The organism is Streptomyces composti (assembly GCF_012034205.1).
In the GTDB taxonomy this organism is placed as follows: Bacteria; Actinomycetota; Actinomycetes; order Streptomycetales; family Streptomycetaceae; genus Streptomyces; species Streptomyces composti.
The window spans coordinates 14,653-35,992 of the sequence record NZ_JAATEM010000018.1; the positions used below are offsets into that span (position 1 = coordinate 14,653).

19 protein-coding genes and 2 tRNA genes are annotated in these 21,340 nt (G+C 71.6%); 17 read left to right on the forward strand and 4 right to left on the reverse strand.

Features of this window, described 5'->3' with window-relative positions:
- The first annotated feature begins 177 nt into the window (after positions 1-177).
- Positions 178-1,671 carry a bifunctional cytidylyltransferase/SDR family oxidoreductase gene (locus HCJ93_RS16160; RefSeq protein WP_167996418.1) on the forward strand — a complete coding sequence of 498 codons (1,494 nt, stop codon included), beginning with the start codon at positions 178-180 and terminating at the stop codon, positions 1,669-1,671.
- Between the two features lie 52 nt (positions 1,672-1,723).
- Positions 1,724-3,826 (forward strand): CDP-glycerol glycerophosphotransferase family protein, encoded by a 2,103-nt coding sequence (locus tag HCJ93_RS16165; protein ID WP_309141421.1) that lies wholly within the window; start codon positions 1,724-1,726, stop codon positions 3,824-3,826.
- A gap of 113 nt (positions 3,827-3,939) precedes the next feature.
- Here the strand turns inward: HCJ93_RS16165 and HCJ93_RS16170 are convergent, their stop codons facing one another.
- A complete protein-coding gene (locus HCJ93_RS16170; protein WP_167996525.1) occupies positions 3,940-5,973 on the reverse strand; it encodes a CDP-glycerol glycerophosphotransferase family protein in 2,034 nt (677 codons plus the stop codon).
- A gap of 299 nt (positions 5,974-6,272) precedes the next feature.
- Here HCJ93_RS16170 and proB point away from each other — a divergent pair, with 299 nt between their 5' ends.
- The 5 genes from proB (at position 6,273) to HCJ93_RS16195 (ending at position 11,375) form a co-directional block, all read left to right on the forward strand.
- Entirely contained in the window at positions 6,273-7,466 is a 1,194-nt protein-coding gene (proB, locus tag HCJ93_RS16175; protein ID WP_167996419.1) for a glutamate 5-kinase, read from the forward strand.
- A gap of 145 nt (positions 7,467-7,611) precedes the next feature.
- A complete protein-coding gene (locus tag HCJ93_RS16180) occupies positions 7,612-8,076 on the forward strand; it encodes a DUF8830 family protein (protein ID WP_167996420.1) in 465 nt (154 codons plus the stop codon).
- A 111-nt stretch (positions 8,077-8,187) separates the two neighbouring features.
- Entirely contained in the window at positions 8,188-9,474 is a 1,287-nt protein-coding gene (locus tag HCJ93_RS16185; protein ID WP_167996421.1) for a glutamate-5-semialdehyde dehydrogenase, read from the forward strand.
- An 82-nt stretch (positions 9,475-9,556) separates the two neighbouring features.
- Entirely contained in the window at positions 9,557-10,120 is a 564-nt protein-coding gene (locus HCJ93_RS16190; RefSeq protein WP_444875655.1) for an SCO2584 family spore wall biosynthesis protein, read from the forward strand.
- Between the two features lie 181 nt (positions 10,121-10,301).
- Positions 10,302-11,375 (forward strand): SCO2583 family membrane protein, encoded by a 1,074-nt coding sequence (locus HCJ93_RS16195; protein WP_167996423.1) that lies wholly within the window; start codon positions 10,302-10,304, stop codon positions 11,373-11,375.
- A gap of 33 nt (positions 11,376-11,408) precedes the next feature.
- Here the strand turns inward: HCJ93_RS16195 and HCJ93_RS16200 are convergent, their stop codons facing one another.
- Positions 11,409-12,521, reverse strand: coding sequence for a M48 family metallopeptidase (locus HCJ93_RS16200; protein ID WP_167996424.1), 1,113 nt, complete (start codon positions 12,519-12,521; stop codon positions 11,409-11,411).
- An 88-nt stretch (positions 12,522-12,609) separates the two neighbouring features.
- On the opposite strand from HCJ93_RS16200, the gene HCJ93_RS29880 reads away from it, so the two are divergent.
- From HCJ93_RS29880 to HCJ93_RS16245, 10 genes are all read left to right on the forward strand, one after another.
- The gene (locus HCJ93_RS29880; protein WP_277350730.1) at positions 12,610-12,741 is read left to right on the forward strand and encodes a hypothetical protein; all 132 of its coding nucleotides are present in this window, start codon (positions 12,610-12,612) and stop codon (positions 12,739-12,741) included.
- A gap of 111 nt (positions 12,742-12,852) precedes the next feature.
- Positions 12,853-13,014 carry a hypothetical protein gene (locus HCJ93_RS16205; RefSeq protein ID WP_167996425.1) on the forward strand — a complete coding sequence of 54 codons (162 nt, stop codon included), beginning with the start codon at positions 12,853-12,855 and terminating at the stop codon, positions 13,012-13,014.
- A gap of 68 nt (positions 13,015-13,082) precedes the next feature.
- Positions 13,083-13,721, forward strand: a complete 639-nt coding sequence (nadD, locus tag HCJ93_RS16210) for a nicotinate-nucleotide adenylyltransferase (RefSeq protein ID WP_167996426.1) — start codon at positions 13,083-13,085, stop codon at positions 13,719-13,721.
- A gap of 16 nt (positions 13,722-13,737) precedes the next feature.
- Positions 13,738-15,507: an LCP family protein gene (locus tag HCJ93_RS16215; RefSeq protein WP_167996427.1), complete on the forward strand. Its 1,770-nt coding sequence runs from the start codon at positions 13,738-13,740 to the stop codon at positions 15,505-15,507.
- Positions 15,508-15,601: 94 nt separating this feature from the next.
- The gene (gene rsfS / locus HCJ93_RS16220; RefSeq protein ID WP_167996428.1) at positions 15,602-16,048 is read left to right on the forward strand and encodes a ribosome silencing factor; all 447 of its coding nucleotides are present in this window, start codon (positions 15,602-15,604) and stop codon (positions 16,046-16,048) included.
- Positions 16,045-16,713: a histidine phosphatase family protein gene (locus tag HCJ93_RS16225; protein ID WP_167996429.1), complete on the forward strand. Its 669-nt coding sequence runs from the start codon at positions 16,045-16,047 to the stop codon at positions 16,711-16,713. Before rsfS ends, HCJ93_RS16225 begins: the two co-directional genes overlap by 4 nt.
- Positions 16,714-16,846: 133 nt before the next feature.
- A tRNA-Ala gene (locus tag HCJ93_RS16230) sits at positions 16,847-16,919 on the forward strand.
- A 207-nt stretch (positions 16,920-17,126) separates the two neighbouring features.
- Positions 17,127-17,300, forward strand: coding sequence for a hypothetical protein (locus HCJ93_RS16235; RefSeq protein WP_167996430.1), 174 nt, complete (start codon positions 17,127-17,129; stop codon positions 17,298-17,300).
- Positions 17,301-17,303: 3 nt separating this feature from the next.
- The gene (locus tag HCJ93_RS16240; RefSeq protein WP_006136074.1) at positions 17,304-17,537 is read left to right on the forward strand and encodes a hypothetical protein; all 234 of its coding nucleotides are present in this window, start codon (positions 17,304-17,306) and stop codon (positions 17,535-17,537) included.
- Positions 17,538-17,747: 210 nt separating this feature from the next.
- Positions 17,748-17,820 (forward strand) — tRNA-Ala (locus HCJ93_RS16245).
- A gap of 198 nt (positions 17,821-18,018) precedes the next feature.
- On the opposite strand, the gene HCJ93_RS16250 is transcribed toward HCJ93_RS16245, so the two are convergent.
- Together HCJ93_RS16250 and HCJ93_RS16255 are read right to left on the reverse strand one after the other, a co-directional pair.
- Positions 18,019-19,632, reverse strand: a complete 1,614-nt coding sequence (locus HCJ93_RS16250) for an NADH-quinone oxidoreductase subunit NuoF family protein (RefSeq protein ID WP_167996431.1) — start codon at positions 19,630-19,632, stop codon at positions 18,019-18,021.
- Entirely contained in the window at positions 19,629-20,960 is a 1,332-nt protein-coding gene (locus HCJ93_RS16255) for a ferric reductase-like transmembrane domain-containing protein (protein WP_167996432.1), read from the reverse strand. The genes HCJ93_RS16250 and HCJ93_RS16255 overlap by 4 nt, the downstream gene beginning before the upstream one ends.
- Positions 20,961-21,340: the final 380 nt, after the last annotated feature.

Genomic DNA, 21,340 nt, shown 5'->3' on the forward strand with positions numbered 1-21,340 from the left:
GACCGCCGCGGGCGACCCGGACCGCGCGACACCTGTGAATGGCGGAGTGGTAGTTGAAGATCTCCCTCTGCTGATACACCCTGAAAGGCACAAACGCTGCCATCCGCTCGTGCTCGTCAAGTTCGGAATTTCCCGACCCATTGTCGTTGTTCATGGCAGCCCTGAGGGAGGTCGCCTGTGTCCCGCACGGACAAGCCCCGTACCACCGCAGTGATCCTGGCCGGCGGTACCGGACAGCGGGTGGGGCTGTCGATTCCCAAACAGCTGCTGAAGATCGCCGGTAAGGCGGTCATCGAGCACACCCTGAACACCTTTGAGAAAGCCGACTCGGTCGACGACATCCTGGTCCTGATGGCACCGGGCTACGTGCCCGAGGTCGAGAAGATCGTCGCCAGGGCCGGCTTCACCAAGGTCACCAAGGTCATCGAGGGCGGCGCCACCCGCAACGAGACCACCGAACGGGCCATCGCGGAGCTGAGCGCCTCCCTCGCCGAGGGCGAGGACCTCAACGTCCTCTTCCACGACGCCGTACGCCCCCTGCTGTCGCAGCGGGTCATCGACGACTGCGTGGCCGCCCTGGAGCGCTACCAGGCCGTCGACGTGGCCATCCCCTCCGCCGACACCATCATCGTCACCCGCACCCACGGCGACGACGGCGAGTTCATCACCGAGATCCCGGACCGCTCCCGGCTGCGCCGCGGCCAGACCCCCCAGGCCTTCAAGCTGTCCACCATCCGCCGGGCCTACGAGATCGCCGCCGAGGACCCCAACTTCCAGGCCACGGACGACTGCACCGTGGTGCTCAGATACCTGCCGAACGTGCCGATCCACGTCGTCGCGGGCGACGAGTACAACATGAAGGTCACCCAGCCCGTCGACGTCTTCATCGCCGACAAGCTGTTCCAGCTCGCCTCCACCGCGGCCCCCGAGCAGAACGACGAGCACGTCTACCGGGAGCTGCTCACCGGCCGCACCCTGGTCGTCTTCGGCGGCTCCTACGGCATCGGCCGGGACATCGCCGACCTCGCCCGCTCCTACGGCGCCACCGTGTACGCGCTGGGCCGCTCCACCACCGGCACTCATGTGGAGAACCCCCAGGACGTCGACGAGGCCCTCGCCAAGGCCTACGCCGACACCGGTCGCATCGACTACGTCGTCAACACCGCCGGAGTGCTGCGCATCGGAAGGCTCGCCGAGACCGACAACGCCACCATCGAGGAGGCGCTGAAGGTCAACTACCTCGCCCCCGTGCAGATCGCCCGCTCCGCCCACCGCTACCTGGCCAGGACCAAGGGGCAGCTGCTGCTCTACACCTCCAGCAGCTACACCCGAGGCCGCGCCGAGTACAGCCTGTACTCCTCGACCAAGGCCGCCATCGTCAACCTCACCCAGGCCCTGTCCGACGAGTGGGCCGCCGACGGCGTCCGCGTCAACTGCATCAACCCCGAACGCACGGCCACGCCGATGCGCACCAAGGCCTTCGGGCAGGAGCCCGCGGGCACCCTGCTGTCCTCCGAGGCGGTGGCCCGCACCTCGCTGGACGTGCTGCTGTCGGAACTCACCGGCCACGTCATCGACGTGCGCCAGCAGGACCCGACGGCGGGCGCCGCCCGCGCCTCCGGCTTCGAACAGGCGCTGGCCTCGGTACTGGACCGGCAGGACGGAGTGTGATTCTTGTCTTGAACAAGCTCCGGCAACCATCCATCCCAGAGCAGGTTTATCCGTGCTGACCACTGCAATTCGTGTCGCCCGGGTGGGCACCGCCGCCGAACTCGCCGCCGCGGTCCTCATGATGCTGGGCTTCGGCTGCCTGATGCCGGCCGCGCTGCTGCCGAGCGTCCCCGCCTTCGCCGCGGCGGCCGCCGTCACCTACCTCGCGGACCACTATCTGCACCGCAAGGGCAGCTATCTCATCAGCCGGCTCAGCAAGGTCAGGGCCGGCCTGTCCATCCGCTTCCTGATCCGCCAGCTGCTGCTGATCCTGCTGCTGGCCCGGCTCTCCCTCGCGGACGACCTGCTCTACTACGGCTCCATCGCCTGCTTCATCGCCTTCTACGGCCTCCAGGCCCCGCACGGCGCGCTCACCGTGCTGATCCGCAACCGGCGCCGCATGCCGGTCGTCGCCCGCAACGTGGATCTGGCCTCGCGCATCCGCATCCCGGACGCCCCGCCGCGCTTCCTGATGCACCGCGCGGCCGAGAAGATGCTCCATCTGGACGTCCCGGCGGTCGCCGGGATACTGCTGGCCGCGGCCACCGACGAGCCGCTGATCGGCTTCGTCTGCATGGCCGTCACGATACTGCTGGGCACCCTCTACGTCGCCGTCCTGATGCCCTGCCTGCGCCCCAGCAACATCCCGCCGAAGGCCGAGAAGGTCCTGGAGGCCGTCGACGACTGGCTGCGCGAGTACCGGCCCGAGACGGTGCTGTACTTCTCCGGCTCCAAGGAGTCCGCCTACCAGGTCAACATGTGGCTGGAGACCATGGAGCGGCTGGACACCCGCCCGCTGATCATCCTGCGCGAGCGGGTCATCCTGCAGAACCTCGCGCCCACCACGGTGCCCGTCCTCTGCGTGCCCGGCGGGGTGCACCTGATGAACCTGGACCTGTCCACGGTCCGGGTCGCGCTCTACGCGGCGAACGTCGGCAAGAACATCCACCTGCTGCGCGTGCCCACCATGAAGCACGTCTTCATCGGTCACGGCGACAGCGACAAGCTGGCCAGCGTCAACCCGTTCAGCAAGGTCTACGACGAGGTGTGGACCGCCGGCCGGGCCGGCCGCGACCGCTACGCCGTCGCCGACGTCGGCGTCCGCGACGAGGACATCGTCGAGGTCGGCCGCCCCCAGCTGGCCGCCATCCGGCCCTGGGAGGGCGTGTCGGAGGGCCGCATGCCCACCGTCCTGTACGCGCCCACCTGGGAGGGCTGGGACGACAACCCGGGCAACACCTCCATCCTGCGGGCCGGCGAGAACATCGTGCGGCGGCTGGTCACCGCCGAGCCCGCGGTGCGCGTCCTGTACAAGCCGCACCCCTTCACGGGCACCCGCAGCCCCGAGGCGAAGGCCGCCCACGAGCGGATCGCCGCCCTGGTCGAGCAGGCCGCCGCGGAGCGCGCCGCCGACCCGCGCTTCTCCGCCGACGAGGAGGCCCAGGCGCGGGCCCGGGCGGAACTGGCCCGGATCGAGGCGCGGCTGGCGGAGCTGACCGGGGACGACGAGAACGGCGACGAGGCGGAGGCGACCCGCGACGGGCTGGTCGACGTGGCCCGGCACGAGGAGATCGCCCGGCTGCGCGCCGAGTGGAACTCCGCGTACTGGCGTTCCTTCCCCGACTGGGAGCACCGGGTGATCACGGGCCCCGAACCGCCGCTGTACGACTGCTTCAACGTCTCCGACGCGCTGGTCTCCGACATCTCCAGCGTGGTCTCCGACTTCATCGCGAGCGGCAAGCCGTACGCGGTGACCGACTCCGCGGAGCTGGGCGCCGAGGAGTTCAAGCGGCAGAACACCGCGGTCCGCGCGGCGGTGATCCTCACCAACAGCGCGGCCGGCCTCGACGAGCTGCTGGACGCGGTCCGCTCCCCGGAGGCCGACCCGCTGGCCGCCGACCGGCGGGAGCTCAAGCGCTATCTGCTCGGCCCCGACGAGCCGCCGTCCATCGAGCAGTTCAACCACGCCGTGAAGCAGCTCGCGCTGCGGGCCGAGTCCCGCAACATCCGCCAGCGCTCCCAGTCGGCCGCCGCCGCACCGGAGGCCGAACTGGCGGAGGCGGTGCCGGTGCAGCGCGTCGCGGCGGCGGGGGACTCCGGCACGGACGGCGGCTGAGGCGGCCGGCAGCCCCGTAGAACGACACTGCCCGCCCCCGACGAAGGGGGGCGGGCAGACGCGTGTTCCAGGGCGCCTCGGTCAGCACCGGCCGACCGTGGCGGTCGCCTCGGTCACGGGGTCGCGCCGGTCACCTCGGTCACCGTCTCGCGGCGCTGGCTCGGCACCGCGTTGAGCCGCCGGGCCATGCGGGTGCGGTGCGCCTCCGCGGCCTCGTACAGGTTCTGCACGGCCGCGTTGAAGCGCTCCTGGGAGGGCGGCTCGGCGGGGCCCAGCAGGCGCAGCTTCAGCTCCCTGCGGGCCTCGGCCAGTTCGTCCTTCTCCGGGTCGCGGACGGCGGCGAGCAGACCGGGCACACCGGAGGCGTCCGGGGTGAGCACCGTCGCCGCCGTCACCGTCGGGAAGGCGGCCCGGAACTCCGGCTCGGACAGCCCGCTGGTGTTGACCACCGCATACGGCTTCTCGCTGGCCAGGAAGTCGCTGACCACGCTGGACACGTCGCTGATCAGCAGGTCGGACACGTTGAAGCAGGAGTACAGCGCCGGCCGGACGTCGGTGACGATCTGGTGCTCCCACTCCGGAAGCGACGCCCAGTACAGCTCCTCCCAGGCGGCCGTGGTCCGCTCCACCGCCTCGGCGCGGCCGGGCTCGGGGGCGGACTGCACCTGCATCCGCTCCACCTGGTCGGCGCTCGGCCGGAACACCGACGTGGTGAGCCGGTCCAGCTCGGTGGTGAGCCGGTCCAGCTCGGTGGTGAGCCGGTCCAGGTCCGCCGAGGGTGCCGGACGCGCCCCGGAGCGCTCACGGTTCGCGGCGCGGATCAGCTCCCGGATGCGGCGGTCCGCGGCCCCCGCCCGCGGGTCCACCGAACCGGTCAGCGGGTGCGGCTTGTACAGCAGGCGCACCCCCGGGTCGGCGAGCAGCGCGCGCACCACGTTCTCGCCGGCCTCGATCACCGAGGTGTTGCCCGGGTTGCCGTCCCAGCCCTCCCAGGTCGGTGCGTACAGCACGGTGGTGTAGTCACCGGCGGGCGGACCGGCGTACGGGCGCACGGCGTCCAGCTGCGGACGCCCGATCTCCACCACGTCCTTGTCCTCGACGCCCACGTCGGCGAGCGCGTACCGCTCCCGCGCGGCGGGACCGGCCACCCACACCTCGTCGTACGCCTTGGCGTACGGGTTGCAGGAGGACAGCTTGTCGGACTCGCCGTGGTTGACGAACGTGTGCTTGATCGTGGGGATCCGCAGGACCTGCGAGGTCTTGCCGGAGTTTGAGGGGTGGATGAGGACCCGCAGCGTGGAGTGCTCCAGGCGCATCAGCGTGGCGACCTTCGGCAGGCACACGATCGGGATGTCGGTCGCCGCGATCTTCGGCACCATGAAGCGCTCGCGCAGGATGATGACCGGCCGGCCGTCGAGCCTGGCGAGCGGCTCGAGCCACATGTTCGCCTGGTAGGCGGAGGAGACGCCGCCGGAGAAGTACAGGCCGACCGTGGGCCGGTACTCGGCCAGCCAGGCGTCGAACCAGTCGAGGACCGCCTGCTCGTCGACGGGCCGCCGAGAAGGCAGCAGCCGCGAGGTCAGCACGCCGAGGCCCACCAGGGCGACCACCGCCGAGAGCGCCACACCGGCCACCGCGGGGACGACGGAGCCGGTCGCAGCCGACGCGGCGAGACCGGCCGTCGCCGGCAGACCGAAGACCAGCAGCCGGTGGCCGGGGCGGCGCAGCAGCATGTGCGGGGCAGGGGAGAGCCGCAGTGCCGAGGCGTCGATGTTCCGGGTCACCACCGGCAGCGTCCGGGTGCGGCGGACCAGCACCGACACCGCCTGGATCGCGAAGTGCAGCGCGTAGAAGCCGAGCAGACCCACCAGAACCGGGGCGTACTGCGCCTCACCGTCCTGCTCGGCCGTCCGCAGCACGCCCGCCACCAGCAGCAGGTCCCGCAGCACATGCCGGACCGTGAGGTCGGCCTGTGACTTGGCGAACACCGACAGCAGCTCGGGCTGCCACCGGTACAGCACCCCTTCGACCACCAGCGACACGGCCGTCGCGGCGATCAGCAGCGGGACGTTGGGAGCGAGGGCGGCTAGCGCCTGGACGACGAAAGCGGCGGCCAGTAGCGCTGTGACGAGCGCTCGCGCCGGCATCCGGGACAGGGACGTGGGCACTGCGGTGACTCCAGGGTCGGGGGGAATTCGTGCGACCGGTTATAACGTGCGGCGGCCACCGTACGACACGCGGGTTCCCCGGACCCTCGCACAACCGTCGGAGCCCCGGCAGTCCCGCCCGACTGTGACGTATTCGTGCCAGCAGATCGGTCAGACGTTCGAGGCGGGGCTCGGACGTCCGGGGACTGGACCGGTGCGCCGCACGCCATCCGCTTCGCGTAGATTGCCAGGCGAGCGACGTATCGACAATGACGTGACCCGAGGGGACGGACCGCAAGGTGGCAGGGGCAAGGCAGGCCGTGCGAGAGGCGCGCAGGATCGTCGTCAAGGTCGGCTCCTCCTCGCTGACCACCGCCAGCGGCGGCCTGGACGCGGACCGCGTCGACGCGCTCGTCGACGTGCTCGCCAAGGTGCGCAGCCAGGGTGTGCCCCGCGCCACCCCCGCCGAGGGCGGCGAGAGGGGGCGCAACGGCGGACGCAACGGTGCATCGGAGCGGGAGATCGTGCTGGTCTCCTCCGGCGCCATCGCCGCCGGCCTCGCCCCGCTGGGCCTGCGCCGGCGCCCGAGGGACCTGGCCCGCCAGCAGGCCGCCGCCAGTGTCGGCCAGGGGCTGCTGGTCGCCCGCTACACCGCCTCCTTCGCCCGCTACGGGGTGCGGGTCGGGCAGGTGCTGCTCACCTCCGACGACATGAGCCGCCGCGCCCACCACCGCAACGCCTCCCGCACGCTGGACAAGCTGCTGGCGATGGGCGCGTTCCCGATCGTCAACGAGAACGACACGGTCGCCACCGACGAGATCCGCTTCGGCGACAACGACCGGCTCGCCGCCCTGGTCGCCCACCTGGTCCGCGCCGACCTGCTGGTGCTGCTCTCCGACGTCGACGGCGTCTACGACGGCGACCCGGGCAGGCCCGGCACCTCCCGGATAGCCGAGGTGCGCAGCCCGGCCGACCTCGCGCATGTCGAGATCGGCAGCGCCGGGAAGGCCGGCGTCGGCACCGGCGGCATGGTCACCAAGGTCGAGGCCGCCAGGATCGCCGCCGCGGCCGGCATCCCGGTGGTGCTGACCAGCGCGATCCACGCGGCCGACGCCCTCGGCGGCGAGGACACCGGCACCTACTTCCACCCCACCGGGCGCCGCTCCGCCGACCGGCTGCTGTGGCTGCAGCACGCCTCCACCCCGCAGGGCGCGCTCACCCTCGACGACGGGGCGGTGCGCGCGGTGGTGCACGGCCGCAAGTCGTTGCTGCCGGCCGGCATCGCCGGCGTCGAGGGCGACTTCAGCGCCGGCGACCCGGTGGAGCTGCGGGACGGCGAGGGACGCGCGGTGGCGCGCGGGCTCGTCAACTTCGACGCCAAGGAGATCCCCCTTCTGATAGGCCGCTCCACCCGCGAACTGGCCCGCGATCTCGGTCCTGCGTACGAACGTGAGGTCGTACACAGGGACGACCTGGTGGTCCTGCATCCGTAATGAGGGGAAACGTCCGCCCCCGGTGGTGGACGTTCCGCAAAATCGCCCCACGATCCCCCTGCGGCCTGCTGCACTTTGACCCGGGGACCCGCCCGGGCGAGGGCGTGTCCCGCTACGGCACGGGCAGCGTGAGAAGGAGGCCGACGTGAGGCGAGTGCGCCCGGGGACGACGTCCCGCGGTGGTGCCGGCTCCCGGGCGGCCGGCGCGGAACGGGGGCTCACCAGCGTCGCGACCGGCGACGCCGTCGCCGGAGGCGAGAGCGAGGACCTGCCCCGCCTGTGGCACATCACCCTCAGCGTCTCCGGCGAGCAGGCGCCGCTGAAGGAGGTCCGCAGGGCGCTGGAGCAGCTCGCCCACGACCACCCCTTCCTGCTGACCAGCCGCTACGCCGACGACCACGCGGAGATCCGCTACTGGGAGGAGGCCCGCGATCTGCACGACGCGGCGGCGGTGGCACTGCGCCTGTGGGGCGAGCACCGTCAGTCGGCGGGCCTGCCGCCCTGGGAGATCGTCGGCCTGGAGGTCATCGACCGGGCCACCTACCACCAGCGCATCGCCGAGGGGTACGGTCCGCCGCCGGCCAGTCCGGTCGGGGTGCACCCCTTCTGAGACCCCACCGCGTGCTGCCGCCGCGCGGAAGGCGGTGCCGGACGGTTTCCGGAATGTCTCGGTGTGCGGGACGGACGCCACCACCGGGGCCGGCCGCACTACCCTTCCCTCATGACCACGCTCTCGCCGTTCGACTCGATGTCCCCGGTCAACCAGGCCGCCTACCGCGCCAAGGCCGCCGCCGCGACCCTCGCGCCGCTGCCTCGCGCCGCCAAGGACGACGCGCTGCTCGCCATCGCCGACGCGCTGGAGGTCCGTACCGCCGAGATCGTCGAGGCCAACGCCCAGGACGTGGCCAAGGCGCGCGAGGCCGGCACCAGCGAGGGCATGATCGACCGGCTCACCCTCACCCCCGAGCGGGTCCGCGCCATCGCCTCCGACGTGCGCGACGTGGCCGCGCTGCCCGACCCGGTCGGCGAGGTCGTCCGCGGCTCCACCCTGCCCAACGGCATCGACCTGCGGCAGGTCAGGGTGCCGCTCGGCGTCGTCGGGATCATCTACGAGGGCCGGCCCAATGTCACCGTGGACGCCGCCGCCCTGTGCCTGAAGTCCGGCAACGCCGTCCTGCTGCGCGGCTCCTCCTCGGCGTACCAGTCGAACACCGCGCTGGTGAGGGTGCTGCGGGACGCCGTGGGCGGGGCCGGGCTGCCCGCCGACGCCGTGCAGCTGGTGCCCGGCGAGAGCCGCGACAGCGTGCGCGAGCTGATGCGCGCCCGCGGCCTGGTCGACGTGCTCATCCCGCGCGGCGGCGCCTCGCTGATCAACACCGTGGTGCAGGAGTCCACCGTCCCGGTGATCGAGACCGGCACCGGCAACTGCCACGTCTACGTCGACGCCCAGGCCGACCTCGACATGGCCGTGGAGATCCTGGTCAACTCCAAGGCCCAGCGGGTCGGCGTCTGCAACGCCGCGGAGACCCTCCTGGTCCACCAGGACATCGCGCCCGCCTTCCTGCCGCGCGCCCTGGACGCGCTGGCCGAGGCCGGGGTCACCGTGCACGCCGACGAGCGGGTCATGGCGTACGCCGAGGACTCCAAGGCCACCGTCGTCGAGGCCACGGCCGAGGACTGGGAGACCGAGTACCTCTCCTACGACATCGCCGCCGCGGTGGTCGACTCGCTCGACAAGGCCGTGGAGCACATCCGGCTGTGGACCTCCGGGCACACCGAGGCCATCGTCACCAGCTCCCAGGCCGCCGCCCGCCGGTTCACCCAGTTGGTGGATTCCACCACCGTCGCCGTGAACGCCTCCACCCGCTTCACCGACGGCGGCCAGTTCGGTTTCGGCGCGGAGATCGGCATCTCCACCCAGAAGCTGCACGCCCGTGGCCCCATGGGCCTGCCCGAGCTGACCAGCACCAAGTACATCGTGACCGGCGACGGGCACACCCGGCGCTGACCGGCCCCGGCACCTTGCCGGGGCGCCGGACGAATTTCCATACCGTCTGCCCAAATTGACCCCCCAGGTCTACTCTGGATCCGTGCCGGAGGACGTGGGGGGCACGCCGTTCCCTGACGGCTGGGAGCCCGACGACGACCACGACCGCGGGGTGTCGGACGAAGAGTTCGCCTCCGTGGTCTTCGACGAGGCCTTCGTACGTGCGGCCACGGTGCACGAGCCGACCGCCGTCGAGCGCCTCCTGGCCGCGGCGCAGGCCAGAGCCGAGGCCTCCGAGGCGGAGGCCCACCGCGCCCGCTCCGGAGGCGAGCGCTACGACGACGGCTACGGCCGCTACCGGGCCGACCCCGACCCCGACGACGAGGACGAGGACCTCGACGTCCTGGAGGACGGCTACGGCCACGCCGGCCCGTACGGCAGACAGGTGCGCTGGCACCGGCCGGTCGCCTGGGTGCTCGCCCTGGTCATGGGCATCGGCATGGTGGCGCTCGCCTTCACGGCGGTCTACCGCGGCGCCTCCTCGGGCCGCGAGGAGCAGGTGCCGCCGCCCGTCACCACCGAGCCGGCCCAGGGCGGCACGGCGGTGCCGTCGGCGTCCGCGGACCACTCCCCGCCGACCGTGCCGGTGCTCCCGCCCAGCCCCTGACGCAGGCCCGCGTGTACGCGCCGGACGCGTGCCGCGCAGCGCGCCGGACAGGGCCGGACGGAGGGTGCGTTCCGGGTGCCGTTCCGGGTGCGGTCCCGGGTGCATTTCTTGGTGAGAACCTGTCAGAACTTGTCGCCCGGCGGGGCGTTTACCCGGCGTCCCGCGGACCTACCCTGAAGATATGGAAGGGCCTGCGGACCCACCCGAGGGGAACCCCGAGGGCACCCCGAGAGGTGGCGAGGACGAGTACCGGTCCGTCGTCTTCGACGAGTCCTTCGTCCGTGCTGCCCGCCTTCAGGAGTACTCCGCCCAGGAACGCATCACCGACCACGCTCCCGCGGTCCGGCGCCGCCCGCCACTGCGCAGGGCGGGGCTCTCCCGGCAGGCGCTGGTCCTGGTCGTGCTGATCGCCCTCGCCTTCGGCACCGCCCTCTACATGGGCATACGCCACCCCTACCAGAGCCCCGCCGCGCGGGAGCCGGCCGAGCCGCTGCGGATGACGGTGGTGCCGCTCGCTCCCGAGGGCAAGGTGCCGGGACACACCGACGTCGAGCACCTCTACACCAGCAGCCCCGCGGCCCAGTTCCGGATCGGCGCCGAGGGCGTACCGCTGCCGGCCTCCCGGCGCACCGCGCACTTCTCCGAGAGCCAGGTGGTCTCCGCGCTGACCACGGCGAAGGACTACATCGTCCGCTCCTCGCTCGACCCCGAGGTGCTCACCGGCCGAGCGACCCGCTCGGTGCGGGTGCTGCTCGACCCCGACCAGCTGGACCAGTTCGACCGGAGCCTGGCCCGGCCCGCCGCGGACGGCCGGCACGCGCTCACCGGGTGGCTGGTCCGCCTCGACCCGGCCCAGGCCCAGCTGGCCGACCGCAAGGTGCGCGTCCAGGGCACCCTCCAGGCCACCGAGGCCGACTCCTCCACCCTGGAGGTCCTCTCCGACCACACCTTCGTCTACGCGCTGCGCCCGGCCGGCGCCGACCGTGACGCGCGGGCGTCGCTGTTCACCGTCCGGCGCGAGCTGCACTTCCGCTTCGACCGCGAGGACCTGCGGCTGCACCAGGCCGAGCTGGTCGTCTCGCACGTCCAGGCCGGCCCGATGTCCTGCGCCGAGGACTCCGCCGCCCGGCTGCGCCCGCTGCTCGCCGGGCAGACGGCCGACCAGCGCGGCCCGGCCGGCACCGACCCGTACGCAACCGGCGGCACGCCCGCCCTGTGCGGCGCCCTGGCACCGGCGGCGCAGCCGAAGCTCTAGCTCCGACGGACCCGGTCGCGACGGGCGACGGGCTCAGTCCTCGTCGCGGGGCGGCTGCTCGTCCTCGGGCCGGGGCGGCTGCTCGTCCTTGGGCCGGGGCGGCTTGGGCGAGGCGAACCCGCTGAACCCGCGCCAGACCCGTTCGCCCAGGTCACCGGCGCCGCCCGCGATGTCGTTGACCAGCTTCATCAGCGGGTCCTTGGAGGTCTTCACCTCGTCCGCGTAGGAGCCTGCCGACTCCCGCCAGGAGTCCCGCACCGAGGCGTCCTTGTCCTCGTCCCGGCGCGGGTAGTGGCCGTCCATGAGCCGCTGGTAGTCGCGGGAGGCCGCCCACTTCTTCAGCTCCGCCGCCCGCACGGTGGTGAACGGGTGGGAGCGGGGCAGCACATTGAGGATCTTCAGCACGGAGTCGCGCAGGTCGCCGCCCGCCTCGTACTCCTCGGCCTGTTCCAGGAAGGCGTCCACGTTCATCTCGTGCAGGTGGTTGCCGCCGGCGATCTTCATCAGGCCGCGCATCGAGGCGTGCACGTCCTGGCCGACCAGCAGCCCGGCGCGGTCCGCGGACAGCTCCGACTTGCGGAACCACTCCCGCAGCGCCGTCACGATCGCCATGATCGCGAAGTTGCCGAGCGGGATCCACGCCACCCGGACCGCGAGCGAGGTCAGGAACAGCAGGATCGTGCGGTAGACCGCGTGCCCGGACAGCGCGTGCCCGACCTCGTGGCCGACGACCGCCCGCATCTCCTCCTCGTCCAGCAGCTCCACCAGGCCCGTGGTGACCACGATGATCGGCTCGTCCATGCCGATGCACATGGCGTTCGGGACGGGGTCCTGCTTGACGTACATCGGCGGGACCTTCTCCAGGTCCAGGATGTAGCACGCGTCCCGCAGCATGTCGTTCAGATGGGCGAACTGGCGGTCGGAGACGCGCACCGAGTCCGACAGGAACAGCAGCCGCAGGCTGCGCTCCGGCAGCAGGCCGCTCAGCGCCTTGAAGACCGTGTCGAAGCCGCTGAGCTTGCGCAGCGCCACCAGGGCGGAGCGGTCGGCCGGATGCTCGTAGGCGCGCGAGGAGATCCCGGGGAAGCGCCTGCGCTGCCTGCCCGGCACGTGCTCGTGCCCGCTGTGCTGGTGGCCGTCGGACATGTTTCCCCCAAGTGCGTCGGGTGGTCCCGGGTCCCTGCGTGCCTCGGCCGTGCTCCCGGGGCCGAGGCCCAGCCTAGGCGGGTTTACCGTGGACGGGCAGTACGGCGCCGGACCCGCCAAGGAGACCCAGGTGATCAGGATCGCCCTCGTCGTGATGGTGGTGGGCTGTGCGCTCACCGCGTGGTTCCTGCTCCGCGGTTACAGGCAGAAGGACGACTGAGAGCACGCGAAGGTTGCCGCAAGCGCGGAGTCGGCGTGATCGTCACGAAGGCGCCCGCTTACGATGAGCCGACGTCTTTATCCCGCCCACACGCGATAGGTCCTGCCGAAGATGAGCTTCCACAGCACCGCTGCCCAGTTGGTCACCCTCGCTTCCGAAGGCGGAGAGGGCGGCAACCACGAGAGCCTCAGCCCCTACCTCACCGGTGGCGGCGCCCTGTTCGCGCTGCTGCTCCTGCTGTGGATCACCACCCGCTTCAACCGCGACCGCTGAGCCCCTCACGGGCGACCAGGGGAACTGGTGACCGAGACCCGCGGGCCGGGCCGGTAGGGTCTGCACGCATGGGACAGCAGGACATGCCTACCGGCCCCGGCTGCGGCCCCGTGAGGTCGGGCAAGCGCCGCCTCGGTGTCATGGGCGGCACCTTCGACCCGATCCACCACGGGCACCTGGTGGCGGCCAGCGAGGTCGCCGCCCAGTTCCACCTGGACGAGGTGGTCTTCGTCCCCACCGGGCAGCCGTGGCAGAAGAGCCACCGCTCGGTCTCCCCGGCCGAGGACCGCTACCTGATGACGGTCATCGCCACCGCCGAGAACCCGCAGTTCTCGGTGAGCCGCATCGACATCGACCGCGGCGGCCCCACCTACACCGTGGACACGCTGCGCGACCTGCGCGCACTCAACCCGGACACCGACCTGTTCTTCATCACCGGCGCCGACGCCCTCGCCCAGATCCTGACCTGGCGCGACAGCGAGGAGCTGTTCTCCCTGGCGCACTTCATCGGCGTCACCCGGCCCGGCCATCACCTCAGTGACCCCGGGCTGCCCGAGGGCGGGGTCACCCTGGTCGAGGTTCCGGCCCTCGCCATCTCCTCCACGGACTGCCGTGCGAGAGTCGCCAAGGGAGCACCCGTCTGGTATCTGGTGCCGGACGGAGTCGTGCGCTACATCGCCAAGCGAGCGCTGTACCGCGGCGAGTGAGCCGAGAGGGGCACCGGTGAACGACCGATACGACGCGGGCTACGGGACCGACGGGTCCGCCCCGTACGAGCTCGTCGGCTACGACGAGTACGGCCGGCCTGTTTACCGGCAGGCCCCGCCCCAGCAGGTTCACGACCCCTACCAGCAGCACGGACAGCAGGAGTACGGCTACGACCCGTACACCACCGGAGCCGGTCAGCCCGGGACCGGCTACGAACCCCAGAGCGGCTACGACCCCTCGGCGTTCCCGCCCGACCCGTCGGGCCAGTCCTACGGCGGCTACGGCGGCTACGACCCCTACGGCGTCCCTGGTCAGCCGCAGCAGCCGCAGCAGCAGCCCCGGCAGCCGCACATCCCCGCCCAGGCCCCGCCGCACGCCGCCCAGCCCCCGCAGGGCCAGTACGACCCCTATGGCGGCGGCCCGCAGACCGCGCACATCCCGCAGCAGCCCGGGCCCGTCGACGGGGAGCACCCGGGCCCCGGCGAGCCGGACGGGGCCGGGGAGCCGGAGCGCGAGTACCGCACGGAGCAGTTCGCCTTCGTCGAGGACCCGGACGACGCCTCCGAGGACGTCATCGACTGGCTGAAGTTCACCGAGAACCGCACCGAGCGCCGCGAGGAGGCCCGCCGCCGCGCCCGCAGCCGGCTCATCGCCCTGGCCGTGGTCTTCGCCCTGGTCGCCACCGGCGGCGTCGGCTACCTCTGGTACGCCGGAAAGCTGCCCGGCCTGTCCGGCTCCGGCACCGGCACGGGCACCACGACCGCCGCGGCGGCGCAGAAGCGCGACGTGATCGTGGTGCATCTGCACGACACCAAGAAGGGCGGCACCTCCACCGCGCTGCTGGTGGACAACACCACCACCAAGCAGGGCACCACCGTGCTGGTGCCCAACTCGCTGGCGCTGACCGCCGAGGACGGCACCACCACCACACTCGCCAAGTCCGTCGAGGACGACGGCTCCGAGGCCACCCGGACCGCCCTGGACACGGTCCTGGGCACCGAGATCGAGGGCACCTGGCGGCTGGACACGCCGTTCCTGCTCACCCTGGTCGACCTGGTCGGCAACATCGAGATCGACACCGACGCCGACGTGCCCGACCCGGACGCCAAGAAGAAGGGCCAGAGCCCGCTGGTCCGCAAGGGGGAGAAGCAGACCCTCAGCGGCAAGATGGCCGTCGCCTACGCCACCTACCGCGCGCCCGGCGAGTCCTCCGACGCCCAGCTCAAGCGGTTCGGGCAGGTGATGCACGGGGTCCTGCGCAAGATGACCTCCGACCCGGACGCCGCCACCACCACCGTGCAGACGCTGGGGCAGATCATCGAGCCGCCCCTGACCGACGCCGACCTCGGATCCTTCCTCGCCCGGCTCTCCGACCTCGCCAAGGGCGGCGACCACACGACCACGATGCTGCCGGTGCAGCAGGACGGCACGATCAGCGCCCGGGCCGGCGACGGCGTGGTCAAGAAGATCCTCGGCGGCACCGCCAAGAGTCCCGACAAGGACGCCGCCGTCAGCGTCAGCGTGCGCAACGCCACAGGGGTGAAGGACAACACCGAGAAGGCCCGGGTCACGCTGCTCAACGGCGGCTTCACCTTCCTGGAGGGCGGCAGCACCGGCGCCGCGGCGACGTCCAGGGTCGTCTACGCCGAGGCCGCCGACAAGGAGCACGCCACCGAGGTCGCCAAGACGCTGGGCCTGCCGGCGGGCTCCGTCACCAAGGGCGAGGTCTCAGCGGGCGCCAGGGTGTCGGTCGTCCTGGGCCAGGACTACGACCCCGGTTCGTAGCGGCCGGGCCGGCTGCGCGCGTAAATGCGTCAGGTGGCCCGGCCGGTCCGTGAGACCCTGGAGGGCGTAGTGTCCGCCGACCGAAAGCCTTGTAGTGACCGCAACCGACCGTTCCCTCGAGCTCGTCACCACCGCCGCCCAGGCGGCCGCCGACAAGCTCGCGCACGACATCGTCGCCTACGACGTCAGTGACGTGCTGTCCATCACCGACGCCTTCCTGCTCGCCTCCGCGCCCAACGACCGCCAGGTCAAGTCCATCGTGGACGAGATCGAGGAGCGGTTGCAGAAGGAGCTGGGCGCCAAGCCGGTCCGCCGTGAGGGCGACCGGGAGGCCCGCTGGGTCCTGCTCGACTACGTCGACATCGTCGTCCACGTCCAGCACAGCGAGGAGCGCGTCTTCTACGCCCTGGAACGGCTGTGGAAGGACTGCCCCGAGCTGGAGCTGCCCGAGGACGCCAAGGCGACCCGCGGCAAGGCCGCCGAGCACGCCCGGCAGCAGGAGGCCGAGGCCGCAGCGGAGACGGGCGGTGAGTGGCGGTGAGCACCACCGGAGAGGTGGGCGGCTCCCGGACGAAGGGCCGCCGCATCATCCTGTGGCGCCACGGCCAGACCCGCTGGAACGTGGAGCGCCGCTTCCAGGGCAGCACGGACGTGGAGCTCACCGAGACCGGCCGCGCCCAGGCCCGCCGGGCCGCCCGGCTGCTGGCCGGTCTGCGCCCGGACGCCATCATCGCCTCCGACCTCCGGCGCGCCGCGGACACCGCCGCGGAGCTGGCCGCGCTCACCGGCCTGGAGGTGACCCTCGACGAGGCCCTGCGGGAGACCTACGCGGGAGTCTGGCAGGGCCTGACGCACGACGAGATCATCGCCCGGTACGGCGACGAGTACGCCGCCTGGAAGCGCGGCGAGCCGGTGCGCCGGGGCGGCGGTGAGCTGGAGACCGAGGTCGCCGACCGGGCCGCCCCCGTGGTGCTCCGGCACGTGGAGAAGCTGCCGGAGGACGGCACTCTGGTCGTCGTCAGCCACGGTGGCACCATTCGTACGACCATCGGCCGGTTGCTGGGTCTCGATCCGCGCGACTGGGAGAGCCTCGGCGGTCTCACCAACTGCTGCTGGTCCGTCCTCGGCCAGGGCCTCCGCGGCTGGCGGCTGCTCGAGCACAACGCCGGCACGCTGCCCGAACCGGTGCTGGGCGACGACGACTGAGCGGCGACCGGCCAGGTCGCGCCGGGCCGGGACCCGGATTTCACTTTCCGGCAGGTCACAGGCTAAAGTTCTTCTTGTTCGCCCGCCGAGCGGGGGGCGGACAACATGCGGCTTGGCCGCGTGACCAAGCCAAGGGGCTATAGCTCAGTTGGTAGAGCGCCTGCATGGCATGCAGGAGGTCAGGAGTTCAATTCTCCTTAGCTCCACAGCTCGACAGAGAAGATCCCGTTCCCCTCAGGGGGGCGGGATTTTTTCGTTCCCCGGGTTGAGCAGACCGCGTCCGACAGGCGTATACCTCTACGAGGCGCCCATTCGTGTCCCGACCGGTACCACGGCGTCGCTGACCGTATTGGCCCGGTCGTGGCAGAATCAAACGGCCGGAAGGGGGCGCGGCCCGACGGGAGGGAGTTGCGATGCCTGTGAGCATCCGCGAGGAGGTCGGACACCTCCTCACAGCGGTGTTGACGCTACGGACCTCGACCCGCATCCACTGCCCTTCCTGCGGTTCCGCCCATGTCGCCCAGGTGCTCGGCGACAACGGTGGCATCTCGTACGTGTGCACGGCCTGCGGCCACAGCTGGAGCTGATCGATGGGTGCACACAGGCGGAAGTGCGACTGGTGCGGCAGCGGGACGCCGATCGTCCGCGACATGGAGCCGATCAACCCCGACTACCAGTACTGGTGCGAGGAATGCGCGCGGGCGCTGATCATAAAGGGCGACCCCATCGAGACGTACCGGGAACTCGAGGGGGAGCCGATCTACGGCCGGCTCCTGGAAGAGCACTGCACCCTCAAGCGGTTCTATTCCTTCGTGACCGCGTGACCGCGTGACCGCGGGGCCGCGGGGCCGTTCCAGGAGGCGTGACCTTCGAGGCGGCGGCCTCCTGCCCGCACGGCTCCTTGAGCGGGCCAGGCTCCCCGACCAAAGAACAAAGGCGCCAAATCGGGCACACCGGAAACGATTTGGTGTTGGGCCGGGGGGACCGTGTAATGTTGGCGTCGCCGCCGGGGAAACCCGGAAGGCGGACAACAAGGGGCTATAGCTCAGTTGGTAGAGCGCCTGCATGGCATGCAGGAGGTCAGGAGTTCAATTCTCCTTAGCTCCACAGAAAGATCCCCCGGTCCTGACGGACCGGGGGATCGTCGTTTGTGCGGGTGCGGGTGCGGGTGCGGGTGCGGGTGCGGGTGCGGGTGCGCGGGGCGCGTGGTGCGCAGTGGTCGTGTACGGGCCCTGGGCACCCGTCTGCGGGCCGGGGCGCGAGCCCCGGTGGCGTAACCGGGGCCCGCGCGCCGCAGGCGTGTCCTCAGCGCCCCAGGGCGCGCCGTCCGCGGCCCTGGGAGAGCACCGGCAGGTTCCGGCTCGGGGCCTTCGCCTGCGGCCCCTCCTCCTCGATGCGCAGGGCCAGCGCCGGGCAGCGGCGCACCGCCCGCATCGCCTTGGCCTCCGCATAGCGCGGCACCGGGGCCTGAGCCACCGTCGGGAAGCCGTCCGCGCCCAGCTGGAAGACCTCCGGCAGGATGTCCGCGCACAGGCCGTGACCCCGGCACAGCGTCCAGTCGACGAAGATCTTCTGACGGCTGGGGCCGTTCTCCTCCGACTGCCCGCCGCCCGGGATGCCCGTCGGTGCCCTGCCCCCCTCGAAGAGCGGCAGGACGCCGTGCACGGGCCGTCCGCAGCCGTTGCCGAGGACATGGGCGGCCAGGTCGTCGGTGAACGCCTTGACCGTCGACTCCAGGAACATCGCGGAGCCGTCCGGGTGCGAGCAGGCACCGCGGCGCTTCACGTTCTTGGCGACCTGCTTGAGCGCCTCGAGGGCGGCGGGACCGCCGCCGTTGAGGATGTCCTCCATGCCGCGCGCGGCGGCCGGCAGGCCCAGGTAGCAGGGGCCGCACTGGCCCGCGCTCTCCTCGGCCAGCCACTGCGCCACCCGCAGCGACTCGCCCAGCGGGCAGGTCTCCTGACTGATCGGCAGGATCGCGCCGGCGCCGAGCGAACCGCCCACCGCGTCCAGTGAGTTGCGGGAGACGATCGCCTCGTTGACGGTCGCCGCGTCGATCCACTTGCCGTGGTAGCCGCCGGTCAGCACGCCCTGCGGCACCGGCGGCGCCCCGGCGAGCTGCAGCACATAGCGCAGCGGCACGCCCGTCGGCACCTCGATCACCATGGGACGGGCCACCGCCCCGGACACCGTGAGCATCACGGTGCCCGGCTCGTCGTACAGGCCCGTGTTGCAGTAGCGCTCCGGGCCGATGCGGGCGGCGATGGCGAGCTGCGCGAACGTCTCGGCGTTGGAGAGCAGGGTGGGTGCGCCGCCGACGCCGCTCTTGGACGCGCTGATCTTGCGGCCGGGCGGGATCGCCGGGCCGCCGTCGATGGAGCGGATCAGGGAGGCGGCGGCGCCGGTCACCATGCGGACCGGGTTGCGCTGCACCCGTGCCCGCAGCGCCGAGCGGCGGCCGTTGCTCAGGCCGCGCTCGGCGAGCGCCTTCTCCATCGAGCGCTGGGTCGACTCACGGGTGACCCCCACCACGAGCGTGCGGGCTCCCATGGCCTCGGCGCACAGCAGCGCGCCGTCCAGGATCAGATGCGGGGCACGGTTGATCAGCACCGTGTCCTTGCGGCAGGCCGGTTCGTCCTCACTGCCGTTGACCACGACGACCGGCCGGACGCCGCGTTTGATCGCCGACTCGGCGACCGAGCGCAGCTTCTTGTGGAAGGGGAAGCCCGCGCCGCCGCGCCCCCTGAGATTGATGCGCTCGGCGAGCGACGCGAGTTGCTCGCCGCCCATCGGCTCGAGCGGCCCGTGCACCTTGAGGTGCATGGGCAGATCGAGCCGGTCCACAAGGTCGAAGCCCGACGTGAGCTGGGGAAGGCCGACGACGCGGACTTCGGGGACGTCGGGCAGGGCCTCGTTCACTTATAGCCTCCGGAAGGCATGTTCCAAGGTTCGCCCGAGCCCGGAGCGTCGAAGTCGTAGGACGAGGACGCACCGGGGAGTGTTTCAGTGGCGGGACCGCTGTTGTACGTGTCACTCGGGTTGTACGTCCCGGAGAGGGTGTTCGTCTCACCGGTGTCGTACACATCACTCGAGCCGTAGCCGGGTCCGCCCGGATTGTTGTAGGCCGGGATGGTGTATCCCGTGTCGTTGAGCGGGTCGTAGGCCGACGGCGGGGCCTCGCCGACCGGCGGCGGGGACGGGATCGGCCAGTTGCCCGAGGTGCTGGAGGGGGAGTCGACGCGCGGCATGCTCCCCGTGGAGTCCACCCGGGGCAGGCTGCCCGTGGAGTCCACCTGCGGGATGCCGCCCGTGGAGTCCATCCGCGGCATGCTCCCCGTGGAGTCCACCTGCGGCATGGTGCCGGTGGACTGCAGGTCCAGCGGGGACGTGGCGGTCTGGTCCGTGAACTGCGGCATCTGCTGGGTCTGGGGCGGCGCAGAGACCGCGCGGTAGGCGGCGGCGAACCCGTTCGCGGGCTCCGCCGCGGCCGGCCGCTCGGCCTTCTCGAAACGCGGGCCGTCGTCGCGCTTCGACCCGCCGGCGCGGCCCTCGTAGCCGGGCAGCGTGGCCTCCGCGGCCCGGGACCTGCTCTCCTCCAGCAGTTCCTCGCGCCGCGGCTGGTCCTCGGTGATGCCGAGGAAGCCGGTGATCCCGTCGGCGACCCTGCGCTTGACCGAGCGCGGGGAGGCGCGCAGCACCAGGGCCGCGGTGACGCCCAGCACCGACAGGCCGTAGAGGATCATGAAGATCGGCTTGGCCGCTCGACCCGCGTAGAGCCCGTGGACGAGCGCGGCGCACCAGGCCGGATAGGCCAGCATGTGCATGGCCCGCCAGCGGGCGGCGACGGGCGCCGGGGTGGCGAAGCGGTTGCGCAGGATGCCGGTGATGCCCACGAAGATCATCAGCATCGCGGCGATGGTGCCCAGGCCGATGAGAAAGGTCCGGCCCAGGACCACCTCGTCGTCGGTGAGGGCCAGGCCGAAGGGGATCACCGCGGCGATCCACGAGGTGTGGTCGAGGATCAGCTTGATGGCTATGTGCACCAGCAGGAACAGGATCGAGGCGACCGCCGTGGTGCGGTGCACCGCCTGCGCCATGATCCGCTGACGCACCCCGAGCAGCACCCGGTCCTGGGCGACCAGGCCCCAGATCACCGAGCAGCTCAGGCACACCAGCGACAGGACGCCCACGCCGAAGTTGAGGAACTCCAGGATCCAGTCGTCCGCCGTGCTGTCGTCCGGCCTCACTGCCTACCTCCCCGCGTCTCGGCGGCGGACGGGCACGGCGCATCGGCAGCCGGCCGGCCCCTCAGGGGCGGCGGGCTGCTGTGTGGAGGCAGGTTCATGGGGCAACTCCGAACGGTTCGGTAAAGCGGTCCCGCTGCCGCACTCTAAGCCCAGTGATACCGGTGGGTACGAGGTTTGAGTTATTGCGCTGTTATCAAAAGAGCATCTGGTCGTTGTAATGCCCCTTAGTGGCTGTTACGCGAAGTAACTTTTGAGCGGCGTTCAGGCGATACGCGCCGGGAAGTGCGTCGCGGGCGGCTCCGGCGCTGCGGTACCCTTGCGCCATGCGTGCCGTACGCCTTCTGCTTAGCGGGCCGCGCTGATCAGTCCCGGCCATCGCC

Coding starts and splice junctions, on each gene's coding strand:
- HCJ93_RS16170 (WP_167996525.1), bottom strand. CDS start 5,973: ATGCCGGCGCGAGCGCTCGTCACAGCGCTACTGGCCGCCGCTTTCGTC.
- HCJ93_RS16185 (WP_167996421.1), top strand. CDS start 8,188: ATGACCACGCTCTCGCCGTTCGACTCGATGTCCCCGGTCAACCAGGCC.
- HCJ93_RS16195 (WP_167996423.1), top strand. CDS start 10,302: ATGGAAGGGCCTGCGGACCCACCCGAGGGGAACCCCGAGGGCACCCCG.
- HCJ93_RS16200 (WP_167996424.1), bottom strand. CDS start 12,521: ATGTCCGACGGCCACCAGCACAGCGGGCACGAGCACGTGCCGGGCAGG.
- HCJ93_RS16205 (WP_167996425.1), top strand. CDS start 12,853: ATGAGCTTCCACAGCACCGCTGCCCAGTTGGTCACCCTCGCTTCCGAA.
- nadD (WP_167996426.1), top strand. CDS start 13,083: ATGGGACAGCAGGACATGCCTACCGGCCCCGGCTGCGGCCCCGTGAGG.
- HCJ93_RS16235 (WP_167996430.1), top strand. CDS start 17,127: ATGCCTGTGAGCATCCGCGAGGAGGTCGGACACCTCCTCACAGCGGTG.
- HCJ93_RS16240 (WP_006136074.1), top strand. CDS start 17,304: ATGGGTGCACACAGGCGGAAGTGCGACTGGTGCGGCAGCGGGACGCCG.